Source organism: Arthrobacter sp. StoSoilB13 (assembly GCF_019977255.1).
In the GTDB taxonomy this organism is placed as follows: Bacteria; Actinomycetota; Actinomycetes; order Actinomycetales; family Micrococcaceae; genus Arthrobacter.
Genome location: NZ_AP024647.1, coordinates 1,913,633 through 1,932,180 on the forward strand (window position 1 = coordinate 1,913,633; position 18,548 = coordinate 1,932,180).

At 56.5% G+C, this 18,548-nt stretch carries 17 protein-coding genes and 3 pseudogenes; 14 read left to right on the forward strand and 6 right to left on the reverse strand.

Annotated elements, in window-relative coordinates; all coding sequences use genetic code 11:
* Positions 1-18 precede the first annotated feature (18 nt).
* Together LDP01_RS08945 and LDP01_RS08950 are read left to right on the forward strand one after the other, a co-directional pair.
* Positions 19-825 (forward strand): lipopolysaccharide biosynthesis protein, encoded by an 807-nt coding sequence (locus tag LDP01_RS08945; protein WP_224088560.1) that lies wholly within the window; start codon positions 19-21, stop codon positions 823-825.
* A 421-nt stretch (positions 826-1,246) separates the two neighbouring features.
* On the forward strand, positions 1,247-2,299 hold the full coding sequence (locus tag LDP01_RS08950) for a polysaccharide pyruvyl transferase family protein (RefSeq protein WP_224088561.1): 1,053 nt from the start codon (positions 1,247-1,249) through the stop codon (positions 2,297-2,299).
* 44 nt (positions 2,300-2,343) lie between these two features.
* Here the strand turns inward: LDP01_RS08950 and LDP01_RS08955 are convergent.
* The 3 genes and pseudogenes from LDP01_RS08955 to LDP01_RS08965 all read right to left on the reverse strand — a co-directional run.
* Positions 2,344-2,550, reverse strand: a pseudogene (locus LDP01_RS08955) (DapH/DapD/GlmU-related protein); the annotation flags it as partial.
* 358 nt (positions 2,551-2,908) lie between these two features.
* Complete coding sequence (locus LDP01_RS08960) at positions 2,909-3,607, reverse strand: glycosyltransferase family 4 protein (protein WP_224088562.1); 699 nt, start codon at positions 3,605-3,607, stop codon at positions 2,909-2,911.
* A gap of 413 nt (positions 3,608-4,020) precedes the next feature.
* On the reverse strand, positions 4,021-4,485 hold the full coding sequence (locus LDP01_RS08965) for a DapH/DapD/GlmU-related protein (protein ID WP_224088563.1): 465 nt from the start codon (positions 4,483-4,485) through the stop codon (positions 4,021-4,023).
* A gap of 208 nt (positions 4,486-4,693) precedes the next feature.
* On the opposite strand from LDP01_RS08965, the gene LDP01_RS08970 reads away from it, so the two are divergent.
* The 12 genes and pseudogenes from LDP01_RS08970 (at position 4,694) to LDP01_RS09010 (ending at position 14,244) form a co-directional block, all read left to right on the forward strand.
* On the forward strand, positions 4,694-5,557 hold the full coding sequence (locus LDP01_RS08970) for a glycosyltransferase family 4 protein (protein ID WP_224088564.1): 864 nt from the start codon (positions 4,694-4,696) through the stop codon (positions 5,555-5,557).
* Entirely contained in the window at positions 5,448-5,939 is a 492-nt protein-coding gene (locus LDP01_RS08975) for a glycosyltransferase (RefSeq protein WP_224091134.1), read from the forward strand. The genes LDP01_RS08970 and LDP01_RS08975 overlap by 110 nt, the downstream gene beginning before the upstream one ends.
* Positions 5,940-5,980: 41 nt before the next feature.
* Positions 5,981-7,009, forward strand: a complete 1,029-nt coding sequence (gene gmd / locus LDP01_RS08980; protein ID WP_224091137.1) for a GDP-mannose 4,6-dehydratase — start codon at positions 5,981-5,983, stop codon at positions 7,007-7,009.
* Positions 7,009-7,984, forward strand: a pseudogene (locus LDP01_RS08985) (GDP-L-fucose synthase family protein). Before gmd ends, LDP01_RS08985 begins: the two are co-directional and overlap by 1 nt.
* A 267-nt stretch (positions 7,985-8,251) precedes the next feature.
* Complete coding sequence (locus LDP01_RS23695; protein ID WP_346658923.1) at positions 8,252-8,737, forward strand: Rossmann-fold NAD(P)-binding domain-containing protein; 486 nt, start codon at positions 8,252-8,254, stop codon at positions 8,735-8,737.
* A 58-nt stretch (positions 8,738-8,795) separates the two neighbouring features.
* On the forward strand, positions 8,796-9,206 hold the full coding sequence (locus LDP01_RS23700; protein ID WP_346658924.1) for a sugar transferase: 411 nt from the start codon (positions 8,796-8,798) through the stop codon (positions 9,204-9,206).
* Positions 9,121-9,309, forward strand: coding sequence for a sugar transferase (locus LDP01_RS23705; protein WP_346658875.1), 189 nt, complete (start codon positions 9,121-9,123; stop codon positions 9,307-9,309). The genes LDP01_RS23700 and LDP01_RS23705 overlap by 86 nt, the downstream gene beginning before the upstream one ends.
* Positions 9,310-9,346: 37 nt before the next feature.
* A complete protein-coding gene (locus tag LDP01_RS23710) occupies positions 9,347-9,505 on the forward strand; it encodes a sugar transferase (RefSeq protein ID WP_346658925.1) in 159 nt (52 codons plus the stop codon).
* Positions 9,506-9,563: 58 nt separating this feature from the next.
* Positions 9,564-10,879 (forward strand): annotated as a pseudogene (locus LDP01_RS08995) (UDP-glucose dehydrogenase family protein).
* A gap of 3 nt (positions 10,880-10,882) precedes the next feature.
* Positions 10,883-12,748: a DUF4012 domain-containing protein gene (locus LDP01_RS09000; protein ID WP_224088567.1), complete on the forward strand. Its 1,866-nt coding sequence runs from the start codon at positions 10,883-10,885 to the stop codon at positions 12,746-12,748.
* Between the two features lie 174 nt (positions 12,749-12,922).
* The gene (locus LDP01_RS09005; RefSeq protein ID WP_224088569.1) at positions 12,923-13,537 is read left to right on the forward strand and encodes an LPXTG cell wall anchor domain-containing protein; all 615 of its coding nucleotides are present in this window, start codon (positions 12,923-12,925) and stop codon (positions 13,535-13,537) included.
* A 278-nt stretch (positions 13,538-13,815) separates the two neighbouring features.
* Positions 13,816-14,244, forward strand: a complete 429-nt coding sequence (locus LDP01_RS09010; protein ID WP_224088571.1) for a VanZ family protein — start codon at positions 13,816-13,818, stop codon at positions 14,242-14,244.
* Positions 14,245-14,258: 14 nt separating this feature from the next.
* On the opposite strand, the gene galU is transcribed toward LDP01_RS09010, so the two are convergent.
* The 3 genes from galU to LDP01_RS09025 all read right to left on the reverse strand — a co-directional run bounded on the left by galU (position 14,259) and on the right by LDP01_RS09025 (position 18,048).
* Entirely contained in the window at positions 14,259-15,152 is an 894-nt protein-coding gene (galU, locus tag LDP01_RS09015; RefSeq protein ID WP_224088573.1) for a UTP--glucose-1-phosphate uridylyltransferase GalU, read from the reverse strand.
* 186 nt (positions 15,153-15,338) lie between these two features.
* Positions 15,339-15,908, reverse strand: a complete 570-nt coding sequence (locus tag LDP01_RS09020; protein WP_224088575.1) for a hypothetical protein — start codon at positions 15,906-15,908, stop codon at positions 15,339-15,341.
* A 382-nt stretch (positions 15,909-16,290) separates the two neighbouring features.
* On the reverse strand, positions 16,291-18,048 hold the full coding sequence (locus LDP01_RS09025; protein ID WP_224088577.1) for an O-antigen ligase family protein: 1,758 nt from the start codon (positions 18,046-18,048) through the stop codon (positions 16,291-16,293).
* Positions 18,049-18,548: the final 500 nt, after the last annotated feature.

Sequence of the window (18,548 nt, forward strand, 5' to 3'; positions counted from 1 at the left end):
ACCGGCAGAGCTGGTGCAATGAATAAGCGGATTGCAAGCCAGTTCGCTTGGGTATCCGGCGGAAGGGTGCTCGGGGCGCTAATTCAGACAGTCACGTTTGTACTTGTGGCTCGAAACGCTGGACCAATAGATTTTGGATTGCTTGGAGCCGCCTTTGGTATTGCAACGGTGATCCAGACAGGTTTTGACTTTGGTCTCTCGACGCTTGTTGTACGTGAACGAGCATCAGAAAAAAACAATCCCATTGTCACCGATGCACTGAGGCTGGCAGACGCCAACGCAGTCTACTTATCGGCATCAGTTGGGCTATTGCTCGGAGCCGCGGCAATACTACTGAGCCCGACGTTCTTCATGATGCTCCCACTTGCGATCTGGGTTGGAAGCGAGCGTCAGGCAGATACTTGGTTGGGCATCCCTCTAGCGGATGGCGACGCACGGGTAAATACGGTGAACCTTGTCCTTAGACGCGCAGCGGCGCTTGCCGTCTATGGAATTTTGGTTGCCGTGGGCACTGCCCCTGTTTTGGCGTTCTCCATCGCGCTAGCCGCCGCCTCAGTCGCATCTTCTATCGCCGTCCGTAGATACGTATCTAGCCTTGTCGCAGTTCGCAGAGTGGAGTTCGACAGAAAGCATATTTTCAGGGTCGCAAGGCCGTACTGGGTCAACTCGCTCGGCACTCAGGCACGCAACTTGGATGCAGCAATTGTTTCCGCGGTTGCGGGCCCCGCTCCAAGCGGGGTTCTACGGCGTTGCCAGCCGCACAACTGGACCGATGAGGATTCTATCTACGTCGCTCGCGACTGTCATCCTGCCAGCGGCTTCTAGAGCGGACCCTCGCCAAATTCGGCGGCTAGGCCTTATGACGTGCGGCGTTTGTTTGGGCTTGAGTATCTTGTACGCAGCAGTCATATTCATCGCGCCCTGGCTTGTCCTCACCTTCCTTGGCAATGCCTACAGTGGCGCAGTCCAGCCAATACAGGTTGCCATCGGAGGGCTTGTATTTGCGGCTGGGGCTTCTCTATTCGGCTCCATCCTCCAAGGTGTAGGTAAACAGGTGTTCGTGGCGAAGGCTGCGGTTGGTACAACTATTCTTTGCCTCATAGGGACATCCGCCGGCGCTATCCAGTTTGGCGCTACTGGTGCCGCCGTGGGATTGGCCGCATCTTTCATTTTCCAATCCCTGATTCTTGCAGCACGCCTACTCGTGTGGTCAAATAAGAACGCATAATTTGTCATTGAGGAAATAATGAGAAACATCCTGCATATCAGCATTGCGGCACAATCAGATAACCTCGGGGACATCGAAATCCGTCGCCAGATGATCCAGCAGTACGTTCAACGCGGCTACGATTTAATTGTATTTATTGGGACAATGCCTCCCGCATATGTTGATGCATTCCACTTGCCGGCAAGCTCCATTCTGGTCTCCAATCCTCTTTCTTTCCAGATTGCAGTTCTACGTAACTCAGTCCGAGGGTTGGCACACTTGGCATATGCCCCCGGCCCCCATATCCTCATGGACTCGCCGAAAGCCCTGTTCAAGGCTGCAGGTGTCCTCGGACTTTGCGCGGTCGTTCGAATGCGCGGCGGAACTTTAAACGTCATCGGTCGATCGCTTCGCGGCGGCGGCCGCATGGCCATTCAGCTCGAACGAGGGCTCCGATCACTGGCAACAGGCTACGCAATGCGGGACATAGCATCCGGCGTCGTGCTGGGTCGAAAACTGGACGTTATGCCCGACCTTGCATTCCTTCGGTCGAAGTCCGAGGCGACCAGCTCACCATTAGTACCGGAACGTGACATTCTGGCAATGTCGTTCCGGAGCGACCGGGCAATCAATCAGGACCATTTGACCTCGCTGGTGTTCGAAAGTAGAAAACGGGGCCTTCGACCGGTCCTCATCACCCAAGTAAAACGTGATGAAACACAGCACGCCGATCTTGCTCGCCACTTTGGCATAGACTTCGTCGCTTGGGCGGACAGAACTCACTCGGAGCAGGAGCGACTGATCGATAGTTACTACGCCCGCGCCCATGCTGTTGTCAGCAACCGACTCCATTCATTGCTTTTCGGCCTAGCCCATAGCGCTTTCCCCGTCGCTCTCTCCGAATCGAACCAAAACAAGATTGCGACGACACTCACCCCATGGGTGCCCTATGACAGCCTGCTCCTGGACTCACCGGATTTTTCCTTCCTTGACCGGAAAGAAGATGAGCGCCAAGCTTTAAGCGCTGCGGTGGCAGAAGCGGGCGCAGTTCTTGAGGACTACGTATCAACTAAGATTCCAGCCGCATCCTGACTTTCGGTCTTCGGCCGTTTCGTCAGCTCGGCTGCCCCCCTTAATTAGTCGCGAGCGATGGCCGATCGGTGCAATTGCTCTTGTGCAGCGCTGAAACGCTTGCCGATCATTCTGGCAGGGTTGCCTACGACGATCGAGTAGGGTTCTACATCCTTTGTCACGACTGAACCCGCGCCCACTACGGCGCCCTCCCCCACTGTCACGCCGCCCAAAACGATAGCCGAGGCACCGATCCACGCGTCATTTTCAATGTCCACGCGGTCCAGATTGTCTTCATCACGGTCCCCGACCCATGTGGAGTGAATCATTGGCACGCCCACCTCGTTCATAGCGTGATCATTTCGCCCGATGATCTGAACGTGCATTCCAATCATCACAAAATCACCAAACCTGCCGTTGACCTGAACAATCGATCTAGGTCCTATCGCAACGTCGGCACCAATCTCTAGCCAATGGGGAGGAGAAATTATTGCCCCTCGACCAACGCGAAAATTATCACCATGAGTAACATTTCCGCGTGTGGCCAGGGCGATGGTCAAACGGCGAACTGCCCTCGTTAATGGCCGCGGTATCACCGACCTCGTCGATAGCTTGATCATGATGTTCCGTTCAGTTTGGAAGGGACTGAGGCGTGCCCTCGAGGGCCGCCCGGAGGCCGTCAGACATAGCCTCTGCTGAGTACCGATTCTTGGTAAATTCACTGATGGCGAGATTAGGAAGTTCACTGCGTTTACGCCACGCCTCGGCTATTGCTTCTGCCAAAGACTCGGGAGAATCCGAATCAAACCAAGACACGCCACCCGACTCGGCGAGTTCAATTTCAGGAGAATGCCTTTCGTCTCGGGCAACAATCATTGGAACGCCGAAACCTAGGCTTTGAGTCAGGCCGAGGCCAGCAAATCCGGGCGAAGTCGTCGTAAATGCGGCACTGTAATGGGGCATTAGCTGCTCAGGTTCATCGAGCCAGCCAGGAAAATCTACTCTCGAGGACAGGTCAAGCTCGGCGATGAGGGCCTCGATCCTGCCTTGTTCACTTCCCCCACCCACTAATGTGAGCCGAATATCCGGAAGTAACCGGGCCGCAAGAGCGAAGCCACGAACCAGCAAGTCCACCTTCTTTGCTTGCTCGAAGCGTCCTACATACAGAACCGAGTTGCGCTGCGACGCTCGTGCTTCTGCCGGAACCATTCGGTGACGCAGATACAGTGAATTCGGCGCTACCCAAACCGGGGCGTTCGGCAGATCACCCAGTGCCTTGGCGCGGTCCCGATAGGTATAAGAAATGGTGCCATCCGCCAGTCGGCGCATGGCTAGCCTCAATCGAGCGGTCCGAGAGCCTGGGCCCGCCTGAGGATGGATGTGCCCCCAAACCAGGGTGCGTTTCGTAGTGAACGGCTTACGCAGCAACAGCAGGGGCCCCATGCCGAAAGACTTCTCGGATTCAGATCAAGAACCAAGTTCCGCGAGAGTGCGATCGTCGGATTCACGCCGCCTTGGATGAAGAACTTCCGCTTCCAAAGTCGCAGCATTGGCACCGCTTTATAAAATGAGGGTGGTATTCCTGTTTTCACCGTTGAATCCAGGTGGCTCCTGGACACATATATATCTAAATCATCTTTAAGGGCGCCCACAAGGAGTTCGATACACGATTGTCGATACTTTGGTAGGACGGCAAGGAAGAGAACAAAGGGCTTCTGATTTGATGCTGGAGTCAACTTCGGTCACTTTTCATTGGCAAAGCGCACACCCAGAACGGTGGCAGCATTAGCATTTCCGTATACAGCGTTCTGAGGGACGGTAGTCATGGCTGGGACAACTGTGTTCGGAGTGATGATGGCCGAGCGGCCCAATTTGGCACCCCCCAGCAGGATGCACCGCGATGTAACCCAGACTCCATCTTCGATTGTGACGGGGCTGGTGATCAGAGCCATGTCGTGTCGGTGCGCATGGCTGCCGGTTGTAATGAATACATCTTGGGAGATCACTGAATTCTCACCTATTGTTACCATATTCTGATTGTGGAACCATGCACCTTCGCCTATCCAGCAGTTATCTCCGATCTTGAGATTCCATGGGAAGGAAACGCGAGTCCGAGGTCTGAAAATGACGTTCGTACCGATCTCAGCACCAAAATAACGCAGGACGGCGGATCGGAGTCGCGAACTGATCTGCCAGGAATTGGTCACAAACAAACGCTCAGCCACGGCCCACAAATAGATGTACGCTTTGGGTCGGTTCCACGCAGACCGCTCCCCCGGCGCACTCCCCAGATCGATCACGGGTACGTCCACAACGGCCTTCGTATGCCCTGGCTTTGATGGCTCCATAGCGTCTCCCCAACAAATATTTAGACTTGTTTACACACCTGTCACAGACTGAGTCTATTCTTTGACTGTGAACAACTCCAAGCTTCGCGTCACCATCATCGGACTGAACTATTCTCCAGAGCCCACCGGTAACGCACCCTACACGACCAGTTTGGCCGAAGGGCTGTCCGAGTCAGGGCATGAAGTTACAGTGCTGACGGGATTCCCGCACTACCCAAGCTGGCGACGCAATCCGGAATACAGGGGTTGGATACACACCGAGGTTTTAAACGGAGTCCGAGTCAAGCGCCTCCGCCACTATGTACCGCGCAAACCCACTCTTGCAAGCCGCATGCACATGGAGCTGAGTTTCGGTCTGCGGGTGATGTTTGCCCGTTGGGAGAATCCCGACGCCGTTCTTGTTGTCAGCCCTGCACTCTTCTCCAGCGGCATGGCAATTGCCCGAGCCAGATTAAAGCCGAATCGACCAGCCGTCGGACTTTGGGTCCAGGACATCTACAGTCGAGGCATCGTGGAAACACGTTCCGGTGGCGGCCTGCTGGCCAAGGTGATGGGCAAATTCGAATCGACCATCCTGCAGGCGGCCGACGGCGTTGCCGCCATCCATGAACGGTTTCGAACGTTCATCATAGATTCGCTGTCTGTTTCCCCTGAGCAAGTGCAGGTAATTCGTAACTGGACCCATCTGCCAGCCAGGCCAGTAGCTGGTCAGCAAGAAATGCGGGCCCGGCTCAATTGGGCTGCGGACGACGTCGTAGTCCTACATGCCGGCAACATGGGCATGAAACAAGGCCCTGGAGAACGTGGTGGACGCTGCTCGAATCGCAGAAGAGAAGAACAGCCGCTTACGCTTTGTCCTGATGGGCGATGGAAACCAGCGGAAGAAGCTGGAAGTGATGGCCACAGGATTGCGACGAATCGACTTCGTTGATCCTCTTCCAGACCACGAATTTCAAGTCGCGCTATCTGCGGCTGACTTCCTTCTTGTCAACGAGCTTCCAGGCGTCAAGGATATGGCCGTTCCCAGCAAGTTGACATCATATTTCAATGCCGGCGTTCCCGTTGTCGCAGCAACTGACGATGGAAGCGTTACAGCCACCGAAATAGCAACTTCTGGCGGAGGCGTACGTGTCGACGCAGCTTGCCCGGAGAAACTGGTGGAAGAGATCGAAAAACTTTCCAAAGAACCTAACCGTACAACTAGCATGGCCGCTAATGGTCTCAAATTCAGGGAAGTCACATTGTCCGAGAACACTGCAATCGCACACTATGATGAGTTCCTGTCGAGCCTCGTATCGACCAGAAGCCGCTAGGCCGAAACAATCAACACAACATTCCTTAAGTGGGGGGAAAAATGGTAAAGCGCGCGCTCATCACAGGCATTACGGGCCAAGATGGTTCCTACCTGGCGGAACTACTTCTTAAGAAGGGATACGAGGTTCACGGCCTGATTCGCCGGGCTTCGACTTTTAACACCGCAAGGATTGACCACATGTATGTCGATCCCCATGATCCTGCCGCGAAGCTTTTCCTGCATTATGGCGACCTCAGTGATGGCGCACGACTGGTGACCCTAATGGCCGAAATCCAACCGCACGAGGTCTACAACCTTGCAGCGCAATCACACGTTCGAGTTTCGTTTGATGAACCTGAGCACACCGGGAATACGACGGGTGTAGGCTCCATCCGACTTCTTGAGGCTGTCCGCATGGCAGGCATAGAGACAAGGTTCTACCAGGCCTCATCTTCGGAGATGTTCGGGGCAACCCCACCCCCTCAGAACGAAGACACCCCTTTCTATCCGCGTTCCCCCTATGGGGCAGCAAAGGTCTACAGCTACTGGGTCACAAAGAACTACCGCGAGGCTTATGGCATGTTCGCCGTAAATGGAATTCTGTTCAACCATGAGTCGCCCAGACGTGGCGAAACGTTCGTGACACGAAAGATTACGCGCGCAGTAGCCGCCATCAAATCGGGAAAACAAGATCTTCTTTACATGGGCAATCTTGATGCTGTGCGTGACTGGGGCTATGCGGCCGAATACGTCGAAGGTATGTGGCGCATGTTGCAGGTAGACGAACCCGAAGATTTTGTGCTTGCAACTGGCGGAAACTATACCGTTCGAGACTTCCTCCAAATCGCATTTGAACATGCAGGCTTGAACTGGGAAGACCACGTGCGATTTGATGAACGCTATCTTCGTCCCACTGAAGTCGACGCGCTCGTCGGCGATGCATCTAAGGCACACGAGAAGTTGGGGTGGAAAGCGACAGTTCACACGCCCGAACTCGCCCGCATTATGGTTGACGCCGATATTGAAGCGCTCAAACACGTGGGAAATAGCTGGATCGACGCCGTGGACCTTGAGACTTGGAAGAACTAGTGGCTGATTCAACGGGATTCCAAGCCGGTGCGCTGGAACGTGATGCTCGTTTCTATGTTGCCGGCCCACAGGGGTTTGGTTGGGTCGGCAATCTGGCGCAGACTCAAGTCTGAGGGCTTCTCTAACCTGCTAGGACGAACCTCGACGGAACTCGATCTGAAGGACCGGGAAGCAGTTTTTGCATTTTTTGCCGAGGAAAAACCTCGTTATGTCATACTGGCCGCCGCGAAAGTAGGGGGCATCCTAGCCAATAACACATATCCCGTGGACTTCCTGAGCGACAATCTCCGAATTCAAGTCAACGTCCTGGATGCTGCCCGCGAACATGGCACCGAAAGACTGCTCTTCCTGGGTTCTTCCTGCATATACCCGAAGTTTGCCGAACAGCCGATTCGTGAGGATTCGCTGCTGACTGGTCATTTGGAGCCCACAAATGACGCATATGCGATAGCCAAAATTGCCGGAATCATGCATGTGCAGGCCATTCGGCGTCAATACGGTTTGCCCTGGATATCGGCCATGCCGACTAACCTCTATGGGCCAGAGGACAACTTTTCCCCAACAGGCTCACACGTTCTTCCAGCACTGATCCGTCGTTATGACGAGGCAGCAGCGTCCGGCTCCCCTTCAGTCACAAATTGGGGCTCGGGCTCCCCTCGTCGGGAATTCCTCCATGTCGACGACATGGCGGCAGCTTGCCTTCATCTCATGGAAAACTACGATGGCCCGGAGCAAGTTAACGTCGGTACAGGCCAGGACGTGACCATCAAAGATCTCGCCAGCATTGTGGCTGATGCAGTTGGCTATACAGGAGAGATCGAGTGGGACAGTTCAAAACCTGACGGAACGCCCCGAAAGCTATTGGACGTCTCGAAGCTGGCTTCGTCCGGTTGGACCCCAAGCATCGACTTGGTCGCGGGCATTCGGTCAACTGTCGAGTGGTACAGAAACAACGTCGGACGCGTTAGAGCTTGACGAATCAAATTTGATGGGGGAAGAGTGACCAAGCCGGGGACCAAACCTCTCGAACAGGCCACGGGGCGAGTACTCGAGTGGCGTGGCAAGTATGCTCGACGCCTCAGGTTTGTCGACGCCGCTGTAATCTTATGGGCCGTAATCGGTGCCTTTGGCGTTCGTTTTGGATTCAGCGATTTAAACGCACAGGAGAGTGGGAACGCTTCTTATGTAAGAGACGCTGATTACATTCTTCTGTCAGCCGTCTTAGCGGTTGTCTGGTGGCTGATGCTTGAGATCTGGGGAACTCGCGAAGCCAAGGTTCTCGGCTCCGGAAGCGAGGAATACAAACGCGTAATAGCAACCTCAGCCTGGTTATTCGGCTTCGTGGCGATCTTCTCCTATGCGCTCAAGATTGATACGGCCCGCGGCTATGTGGGCCTGGCATTCCCAGCTGGCGCGATTGCCCTACTCGTCGCGCGATGGCTTGTGCGTCAGCACTTGAGTCTGGAGAGGCAGCGGGGCCGGAGCATGTCCAGGGTTTTGATCATAGGAGGGCCGCATTCCGCCCAGCACCTGGTTCGATCCTTACAGAGCGCGCCTCAGGGCCGGATACCTCCCTGTTGCCGCCCACGTTCCCGGGGCCACGGAGGGATCGGAGCAGGTGGCTCACCTGAATGTTCCGCTAACGGGAGTAGACAGCGATTTCGATTCAATACTGTCGGCCATCACTACCAGTGGAGTCGATGCGGTAGCAATCTCTGCTGGAGTTAACATGCACCCCCAAGATCTTCGACGCCTGGGATGGGAACTCTCCGCCCGCGATGTCGGGATGATACTGGCCCCCGCCCTAACTGATGTGGCAGGTCCACGGATCCATACTCAGCCACTTGCCGGGCTCCCACTGATTCACGTTTCTACACCGAAACTCACAGGTGGAAAGCGGGTAGCCAAAAGAACATTCGATCTTGCGCTTGCAGGGTGTCTTCTGGTGTTCTTGTCCCCGCTGCTACTGGCACTTGCCATTTCAGTTCGACTCAGCGGACCGGGTCCCATCTTCTATCGCCAGGAACGAATTGGTCTTCGAGGCACCACGTTCGACATGCTCAAATTCCGATCCATGAAGCCCAACGCGGACGCCGAATTACAGTCGCTACTTGAGGCCCAGGGCACGGCGGACAAGCCTCTTTTCAAGGTGGAGAACGACCCCCCGCGTTACACCTGTCGGCAGAATTCTGCGTAAATACTCTCTTGACGAATTGCCACAATTGCTCAATGTCATCGGGGGCAGCATGAGCCTGGTCGGCCCGAGGCCCCCAGCGACACGGCGAAGTGGCCCTCTATGATGATGCGGCTCAGCGGCGACTGTACGTCAGCCCGGGAATGAGCGGGCTTTGGCAAGTCAGTGGACGCTCCAATCTCACATGGGAGGAAAGCATCAGACTTGATCTCTATTACGTTGAAAACTGGTCGCTCATGGGGGATGTCGTAATCCTCTTCAAAACATTCAAGGCTGTTTTCACAAGCAGCGGCGCAATCTAAAAAATCGTGCGGTGGCCAAAGAGCCGCTCAAAAGTATTGGCATCGGGAAGGCAGTTATATGCGTATTTCAGTCATAGGGTGCGGCTACCTCGGCGCCGTCCATGCGGCCTGCATGGCGAAATTGGGCCATGAGGTTGTAGGGATCGATGTGGACGATCGGAAAGTCGCAGACCTTTCGGCCGCCACAGCCCCGTTCTATGAGCCAGGGCTTGAGGCACTCCTTGAGGATGTTCAGGAAACGGGACGACTGTCGTTCACGACCGACATGGCAGCCGCCGCCGGCAGCGAGGTCCACTTCATCTGCGTGGGCACTCCCCAGAAGAAGGGGGAAAATGGCGCAGATATGACTTACGTAGACGCCGCCGTGCAAGGGCTTCTTCCTTATCTGGCACCCGGAGACATAGTCGTGGGCAAGTCCACCGTTCCGGTTGGGACCGCCGCTCGACTGGCAGAGTTGGTCACCGGATACCAACCGGGCACGGAGGTACTCTGGAACCCGGAGTTCCTTCGGGAAGGGCACGCCGTTGCTGACACCCTTCACCCTGACCGTTTTGTTTATGGTGTTGCCGATGGCTCCGAAGATCACCCTGCGGTTGCGATCCTTGACGCAGTTTACGCGACACCTCGCTCGAGTGGCACGCCAAGACTTGTCACGGACCTTCCTACCGCCGAGCTCGTTAAGACGGCAGCGAACTCTTTTCTGGCAACAAAAATCTCCTTCATCAACGCCATGGCAGAACTCTGTGAAGCGGCTGGGGCAGACGTCACTCGCTTAGCCGACGCTATTGGCATGGATGACAGGATCGGCAGAAAGTTCCTTAATGCCGGAATCGGGTTCGGGGGCGGCTGCCTACCAAAGGACATCCGGGCATTCATGGCGCGCGCAGGTGAACTGGGTGCCGACCAAGCCCTGACCTTCCTAAGGGAAGTAGATGCTATCAATATGCGCCGCAGGACCCGCGTTGTAGAGCTAACCCGCGAGCTGTGCGGGGATACTCTGCTCGGAAAGCGCATCGCTGTGCTGGGCGCAGCATTCAAACCGGAGAGCGATGACGTTCGTGACTCGCCCGCCCTGAGCATCGCCGCGCAGCTCCAACTGCAAGGTGCAGTGGTTACGGTCACTGACCCAAAGGGCCCCTGGCCAATGCAGTCCGGCGATTCCCTGAACTCCAGTACGTGGAGGATACTGAGGCGGCAACTAGCAAAGCGGACGCAGTGCTGCTATTGACGGAGTGGAAGGAATACCGCGAGCTCGACCCTCATCTGTTGAGAAACACCGTCGCCTCCCCTCGGATACTGGACGGCCGCAACGTCCTTGACCCAGAAAAATGGCGGGCAGCAGGCTGGCACTATCGCGGACTAGGACGGCCGTAGTTGGTGAATAACGGAGACGCGAACACAGCCGCCACGGCGGTTGATAAAACCCACAAGCCATCCCGTTCCAGACGGCGGCTCCGTCGACGCCTCGTACTTGTCGGCGTCTGGACGTCGCTTGTTGCGATCGTATTTATCGGGGTCAGCCTCTGGCTCGGATCAAAGGCCACAACAATCAAGACGGAACTCCAAGCTGCCACTGCGCTACTTCCGACGCTCAAAAACCAGATGGCGGCCAACGATGCAGCTAAAGCAGCAGGAACTGTGGACTCACTTGTCCAGCACACTGGCTCCGCGCGCTCCGCTGCCAGTGATCCGGTGTGGAAAGCTGCCTCAGTTTTGCCATGGGTGGGACCTAACCTGCAAGCTGCGAGCGAAGTGGCGATGTCTGCAGATGATGTTGCCCGTCTGGGCGCGGTGCCACTGGTGGATGCATTTCAGTCACTTAATTGGGAAGACTTGGCCCCGGGACCAGAAGGCATGGATCTAGCTCCCATTAGAGCTGCAGCACCTCGCGTTAGCGCAGCAGCCCATGCCATTCGCGAGTCTTCCAGTCGCCTGAACAGTATCGAGACACGAGATCTCCTACCTCAGATCTCTAGTCCCCTGCTTGAAGCCCGGGAAGAATTGGCGGCTCTAAGCAGGGAACTCGACTCCGCTGCGGATGCGACCAAACTAGCCCCCTCGATGTTGGGAGCGGATGCTCCGCGACATTATCTCTTGCTCATGCAGAATAATGCCGAATCCAGGGCCACCGGGGGCATTCCAGGCGCACTGGCCGTTCTACATCTGGCCGGGGGTAAATTGTCTTTGGAGTCACAAACCAGCGCCAGCGCACTGGGTACGTTTACGCCCCCTCTGGCCATCGATGCGGAACAAAAGACGATCTACTCTGCTCGAGTTGGCAAGTTCATGCAAGACGTTAACCTGACTCCGGACTTCGCAACGACTGCACGAACAGCTCACGCCATGTGGGAGAAAAAGACTGGCGAGCGACTGGACGGTGTTCTTTCACTCGATCCCGTTGCCCTGAGCTTCCTCCTGGAAGCGACAGGGCCGGTGAAGATCGCTGACCCTGCCATACAGAAGATCGGCAACAACCTTCCAACGGAGCTAGATGGAAGGAATGTTGTGCGTACTCTGCTCTCCGATGCCTACGCGTCCATTGAAGATCCCAGTTTCCAGGATGCCTACTTTGCGGGTGCGGCAAAGGAGATTTTTTCCGCTATCTCGGCGGGAAAGAGCGATCCAAAAGATCTTATGCAAGCTATCTCCAAGGGCGTGAGCGAACGTCGAATCCTGCTATGGTCCACAAGTTCCGACGAACAATCCACGATCGGCAAATATTCAATCGGGGGACTCGTCTCAGGTTCCAGCGTTTCGCCCGCAGGGTTCGGCGTCTACTTTAACGATGGCACAGGCGCGAAGATGGACTACTGGGTGAAACGCACGGTTCAGGTGGTCAAGGACTGCACACGAGATGGATACCGCGAAGTAAGGATAAAGGTTACGAGCACCAACACCGCCCCCGCTGACGCAGCAACGTCGCTTCCCTCGTATGTGACGGGTGGCGGCTCCTTCGGCATCCCCGCAGGATCGGTACAAACCAACGTTGTGACATATGGACCGGCGCAGTCGAATGTTGACACCGTTGTAAAAGACGGTGAACAGATCAGTTTCGCAGCACAACGCCACGGTCAGCGTCCTGTCGGCACGACTACCATCAAGCTTTCCCCGGGGCAGAGCAGTAGTGTTGAATTCACTTTCGGGCACATAGTCCAGCATGCAGACCCAGAAATAGTTGTCACACCCACCACACAACCAGTCAAGGATGTCATCCTCGCGCCAACATCGTCGTCTTGTGAATAGGACAAGACCAGTTCGTTAATCCTTTGTAACGCGTCTGGATTTTCTTTGCTGCGAGTGGCACTGAAATGGTAAGTTTTATCTGGGCAACACATGAGATTTCGCCATAGGGTCACTCAGGGTCTCGGAAATCTCCAACATCACACGTGGTAACCAAATCGGGTCTCAGGGGGACACATGAAGAAATCTCTTGCAGCGCTTACGCTTGCAGGTTCCATTGCACTTGTCGGCGCAGTTCCTGCCGTCGCAACCAACTACCCAGCACCGAACTCCAGCGTTGCAGTTTCCGACGCATCGGTGGCACCGGGTGAGGCATTTACTTTTAGTGGCACCGGTTTTACTCCGGGTGAAGGCATTACCATCACCGTCACGCCGACAGGCACCCCGGCAGCTAGTGGTGGCAGTGTTTCTGCAGGTAGCCTCTCCGTTTCAGGTCGCATTCCGCTGGCACCCTCGACGTTGGGCGCAGTAGCTGACGCAAACGGTGCTTTCGCAGCTCCAATTGCAATCGACACTCCGGGTGCATACGCACTGACGGCTACGGGCAACACGTCAGGCCACACTGTTGGTCCCGTCACCGTGGTAGTCGGAGGCACCGCCCTTTCCAACACTGGCGGCAACTCCGGCACGGGAACGGGCCTTGCAAACACTGGCGGCGTTCCGCTGGCAAACACTGGCGCTGACTCCAGTCTCATCCTGTGGTCCCTCGTGGGCGCAAGTGCGTTGGCAGCCGGCACTGCATCCGTGGTAGTCGCCCGCCGCCGCGCCAAGAACACTGAGGCTGCTGCCTAAGGCACAACGCTTCAAACTCAGGGTGGCTTGTCGACGAAGATCGCTTCGTCGACAAGCCACCCTTTTTCTCTTTCCGTATTACTGATCCAAGAGCTTCTGTGGTATTCATATGACCATGGGGCGACATTGGCGTAGGCGACGGTGGCATTTCGAGCTACGTTTGCCGGCGTACCGGGTACCGACACTGCCCCAGGAATTTCCCCAATACGTTCTCTTGGCACTGCTGGCAGTTGCCGCCGCTAGCGTCAGCGCTTGGGCACTTATCCGTACTTCCTGAGGTGCAATTGAAAAACACACTCCCCTGGCGGATAGCTTTGGTTGCATATTTGGGGGGCTTGGCTGTTGTTGGTTTTTGGCCTTCTCCAGTGGACCAACCTATCCAAGGTACGCTCGCGACTTTGCTGAATTTTCTGCATCGGCACGGCGTACCGTCTTGGCTTGACTACCACGTGGTGGAATCCTCGGCGAACGTAGTTATGTTCATTCCCCTCGGAATCTTTGCCGCTATGGCCTTCCCAACACGAGCCTGGTGGGTCATCGCTGGGCTTGGAATCATAGTTTCCACATGCATGGAGCTTGGGCAATTACTGTTCATTACAGCCCGCTTTTCAAGCGTGGTTGACGTTGTCATGAACACACTTGGGACTGTCATTGGCATCGCAGCAGTGCTGTTGGTTGCCCGGAGGAGCCGCACAAAATTCGCCTAGTCCCAGCGCAATTCCTAACCGATGAAGCCCTTCATCCAAGTCTTTAGATCCTCACCGAATTCAGGGCGCTCAGAGGCCAGAGTGATTACGGCCTTCAGGTAGCTGAGCTTGTCTCCGGTGTCGTAGCGCCGACCGCGGAAGACTACGCCATAGACACCTGAGCCTTCGCCCTCCCCTGCGGCGAGAGTTTGCAGGGCGTCAGTCAGCTGAATCTCTCCGCCACGGCCGGGCCCAGTGTTCTCCAATACGTCGAAGACAGCCGGGTGAAGGACATAGCGCCCAATAATCGCCAGGTTCGACGGCGCATCTTCCACTTTGGGCTTCTCAACCAAGCTATTGACGCGGACATAGCCTTCCCCGTCAATGGAAGAGATATCGGCGCAGCCATAGGCACTGATCTGTGACGGCTCCACCTCCATCAGAGCCACGACCGAGCCGCCAGTCTTCTGTTGAACTTCCATCATTGTGGTCAGGAGTTCGTCGCGTTCATCAATAAGGTCGTCGCCAAGCAGAACCGCAAATGGTTCATCACCCACATGCTGGCGCGCGCAAAGCACAGCATGACCCAAGCCCTTTGGTTCACCCTGGCGAACGTAGTGGATGGGCCCAAGCGCCGATGCGTGTTGGACGGCATCCAAGCGCGCTTGGTCGCCCTTAAGCTCCAAGGACCGTTCAAGTGCCGGAGTCCTGTCGAAATGGTCTTCCAGCGCCCGCTTGCTTTGGCCCGTGATCATGAGGATGTCGCTGAGCCCCGCATTTACAGCTTCCTCGACCACGTACTGGATGGCCGGCGCGTCCACAACCGGCAGCATCTCCTTCGGCATTGCTTTGGTGGCAGGCAAGAATCGCGTACCCAGTCCAGCCGCCGGAATTACAGCTTTGCGCACAATATTCCCCCGTGTAGTCATGAGCAAACCCTATAAACCCTCGCGTGAATTACGAAATTTGATATACGTATATTAGTTAGTGGCTTTCAGCGTGTCTACCCTTTTTAATTCAGGAACCGTTTCAACTTCGGTCAAGGTAAGGGCAGGTGCTTTCCCGTTACCCGGAAAACACCTGCCCCCCGTGAAGACGTATTTACTTGCTGGAGCCTAAGCCCTGCCCTTGGCGCGGCGGCGAACCACCGCTGCGGATGCGGCGCTGGCAGCCAGGGCGCCTCCGCCAACCAGCGACCATAGGACCAGACTGGAATCGGCGTTGTTGGCCTGGCCCGTTGCGCCAACGGCGGTAACGCTGGAAGCACCAGTGAACCCGGAACTGCCCTTTCCTCCGCCGTTGCCGGCATTAACAGTGATGGCCGCCCAGCGCGTGTTGCCGGACGTGGCGCCGACGGCGCTGATCGTGTACCGACCACTATCCGTGAAGGTAATGGACGTGGAGAAAGCGCCCGTGCCGTCCGCAATAGCGCTGAAGCTAGACGGAGCGGGCCGCTCGCCGGACGAATCCTTCTTGCCGCCGGTCCGCTCGAACGTAACATTGATTGTTTCACCGGGGATGTAGCCAGTGCCGGCGAAAGTGATGGATTCGCCGGCAGCGATGGTGCCGTCGGAAACGGTGCCCTGCTCGTTGCCCGGCGCCGGGTAGGTGGTGGCCACGGCCGGAGCGGTGCCAGTCAGTGCGATTATTCCTGCGAGTGCAAGCGCTGCAATAGACTTCTTCAATTGTCCCCCCTGAGACGAATTACGATATTCATGTGATGTTGCGGATGCAGATCCCCCATGGAATAGCGTTCCGAAATCCCAGCTGTCTATCCAGGGACGACGATATCATTCAGGGCTTGCTCACAGCAGGGCTACTTCACAGTAGTTACAAAGGGTTAACCTACGGTCTATCTGATCGACTCACAGTCATGGGGTCATCGACGGTCCAGTTTATCGACTAGTTTTGACAGCAGACTTGCGGCAAATGACAAGTAAACGAACACATCTGTCAGTAAGGTTGTCCAATCTGATGTGACGGTTCGTGCCCTGCCTGCCCGGCTCTCGTCGGCGGGCAGAGCTCAGTCAGCGGTTGGTGCCCGCCCACCCTTAACCAGATCTACCGTTAGGGGCTCAGTGACTCGGCGCGTTCCATCGCGGCCTGAGCGGCTCCCGCGTCACCCGTGCGCTGGTAAATCGCCGAGAGAATGCGCCAAGGCGTGTCTAGCGTCGGATCGAGTGTCGCTGCCCTTTGAAGGTCTTCAATGCTCTCGGAAGGGCGTCCAAGTCCGAAATTCGCCACACCACGTTGGACAAAGAGATTGGTCGATGAGGGCGCCTCCGCCAGCAACTGGTCGAGCACTTCCTTTGCGTCATCCAGTTCGCCGCTGTAGATGTACCCGATGGCAAGCGCAAGACCGGCCTCTTGGGACTGCGGAGTAGCCTCGCGCGCCAGGCGCGCCCATTCAACGGCGTGCTGGGCTGAGAGCTCGTCCCCAGTTGTTGCGGGCCCGGCAAAAGCCTGGGCCGCGAGGAGTGCCGTGTCGCTGTCCCACGGCCTTAGGCTGTGGCCCAGCTGAAAAGCCTTGTCTGCCCCTTCAGGGTCCCCTGTTCGGGCTGCTTGGGCGCCAGAGCTCATTGACCATTCGGCAAAAGTGGCCGGAATCGCCACCGTCAGGCAGACGCAGGCAAAGACGAGCCCTCCGACACGCGGAAGCAGGGGGCCGAACCTTGTTATCGACGCAATAGCTGGTGGACTGACAACGGTGGAAGTAGTCGGAACGCTGTCTCGCCCCACCAGGCCACCGCACAGCAATGCCACCAGCGCAGTGGTGCCTATGGAAGTGAAATGCGTCAGGAGCGCAATCCAGTAAGCCAATATGGCAACGCCCGTTAGAATCAGGTACCGCTTGAGCTCCGGGTTCTGGGTCTCCACTAGACGCTTTCGGACCAACCAAACAGCGGTCCCCGCGCAGGTCAGAGCGAGTAGAAGCAAGGGAAAGCCGCCCGCGGCCAAAGCCTGCAGGATCCAGTTGTGCGGAGAGTCGGTCGGGAAGGTATCGCCAACTCTTCGGGCCCAGTCATCATTCAGGTAAGCCGGCAAAGCGTCGACGAAGCTACTGGGGCCAACCCCGGATAGCGGATGGTCGGCTATCAAGGCCAGGCTCCTATCCCACAGGAGCAGGCGCCCGTCCACGGTTCCGGCTGAGAGCAGCCGTTCCCTCGTGGCTGGGACGATGAATACAGCAAGGGCAAACCCGGCAGTAACCGCTCCGGCCCCCAACACAGTCCTAAATCCGGACCAGTTTCGGCTTCGCATCCACAGGATGGCGACATACAACGAAACCATCGCCAGCCCGAAAAGAGCTGCTCGTGATCCGGAGAGGATGGCAACCGACGCGCCGGCGGCCAGCCCTGCGCGCCGCAGCCACATTTGCCAACCCTCTTCAGCGGAAGACTGGGAAGATAGAACCCCCGCGATGATCAATCCAACGAGTCCCTGATCCGTTGCGTTGCCCAGGGTTGCTCCCGGCCGGTCATCCAAACCGCCGCCTAAAGGGCGCAGACCAATGGATTCCAAGAGCGAGACCACAAGCAGCGGAAGGGACACGGCCGCCAGCGAAAGGCGCAGGACCTTCCATCGAGGAAGAGACCCGCTCCCGCCCAGCAGTTTGGCACCAACTACGAAAATGGCTAAGTACAACCCGAGTGTCAGAAGGCCCTCATACCGTGGCCAGCGTCCGACGAGACTGGGCCAAGGGTTGCCCGACAGCGACATGGCGAGGAGCACCCACAGCGCAAGGGAGAACACCAGGACCCCCAGCAAGCGCGGGACCCGGGCGCCCGCTGGCGAAAGAACGCCAAAAAGAACGGCGAGAATCATTATCGTGATTTTGATCCAGACGAATCTGAAGAGCCCGCCAGGCTGAAACGCCAGAATGGAAACGGCCGTCAGTAGGATACATAGCCCGGGAAACCGCGACGTGGCTACGGAGAGGTGAGGACGGCGGCTCGGTTTTTTGCTCACAGTCTTCCCCAACATTTCCTTTTCTGTTAAGCAAACTGCACAGTTCTTCAAGAATGTGCCAACTAATTCGGCAACCTCGAAAGCCGAACGGTGATTGGCAGCACCGATTCATGCGTGTTCAGAGTCAAGAATGGAGGAGCTCCGGGGCCCTGCCAAAGATTGCCCAAGCCCCCTTGTCATTATTTGACTTCTTAGCAAGATCGTGGTTTTCGTCGCTACACTAAGCCTAAATTTACAAGCGTTGGGGCTCAGAGACTTCGTTCACCTCTGGGATCCGCTTGTGTATATTGGGGGGGCCTGTGCTGCACTTTGCCACAAATCTGCGTGTCTGGATTTCCGTCTTACTTGCTGCGGCA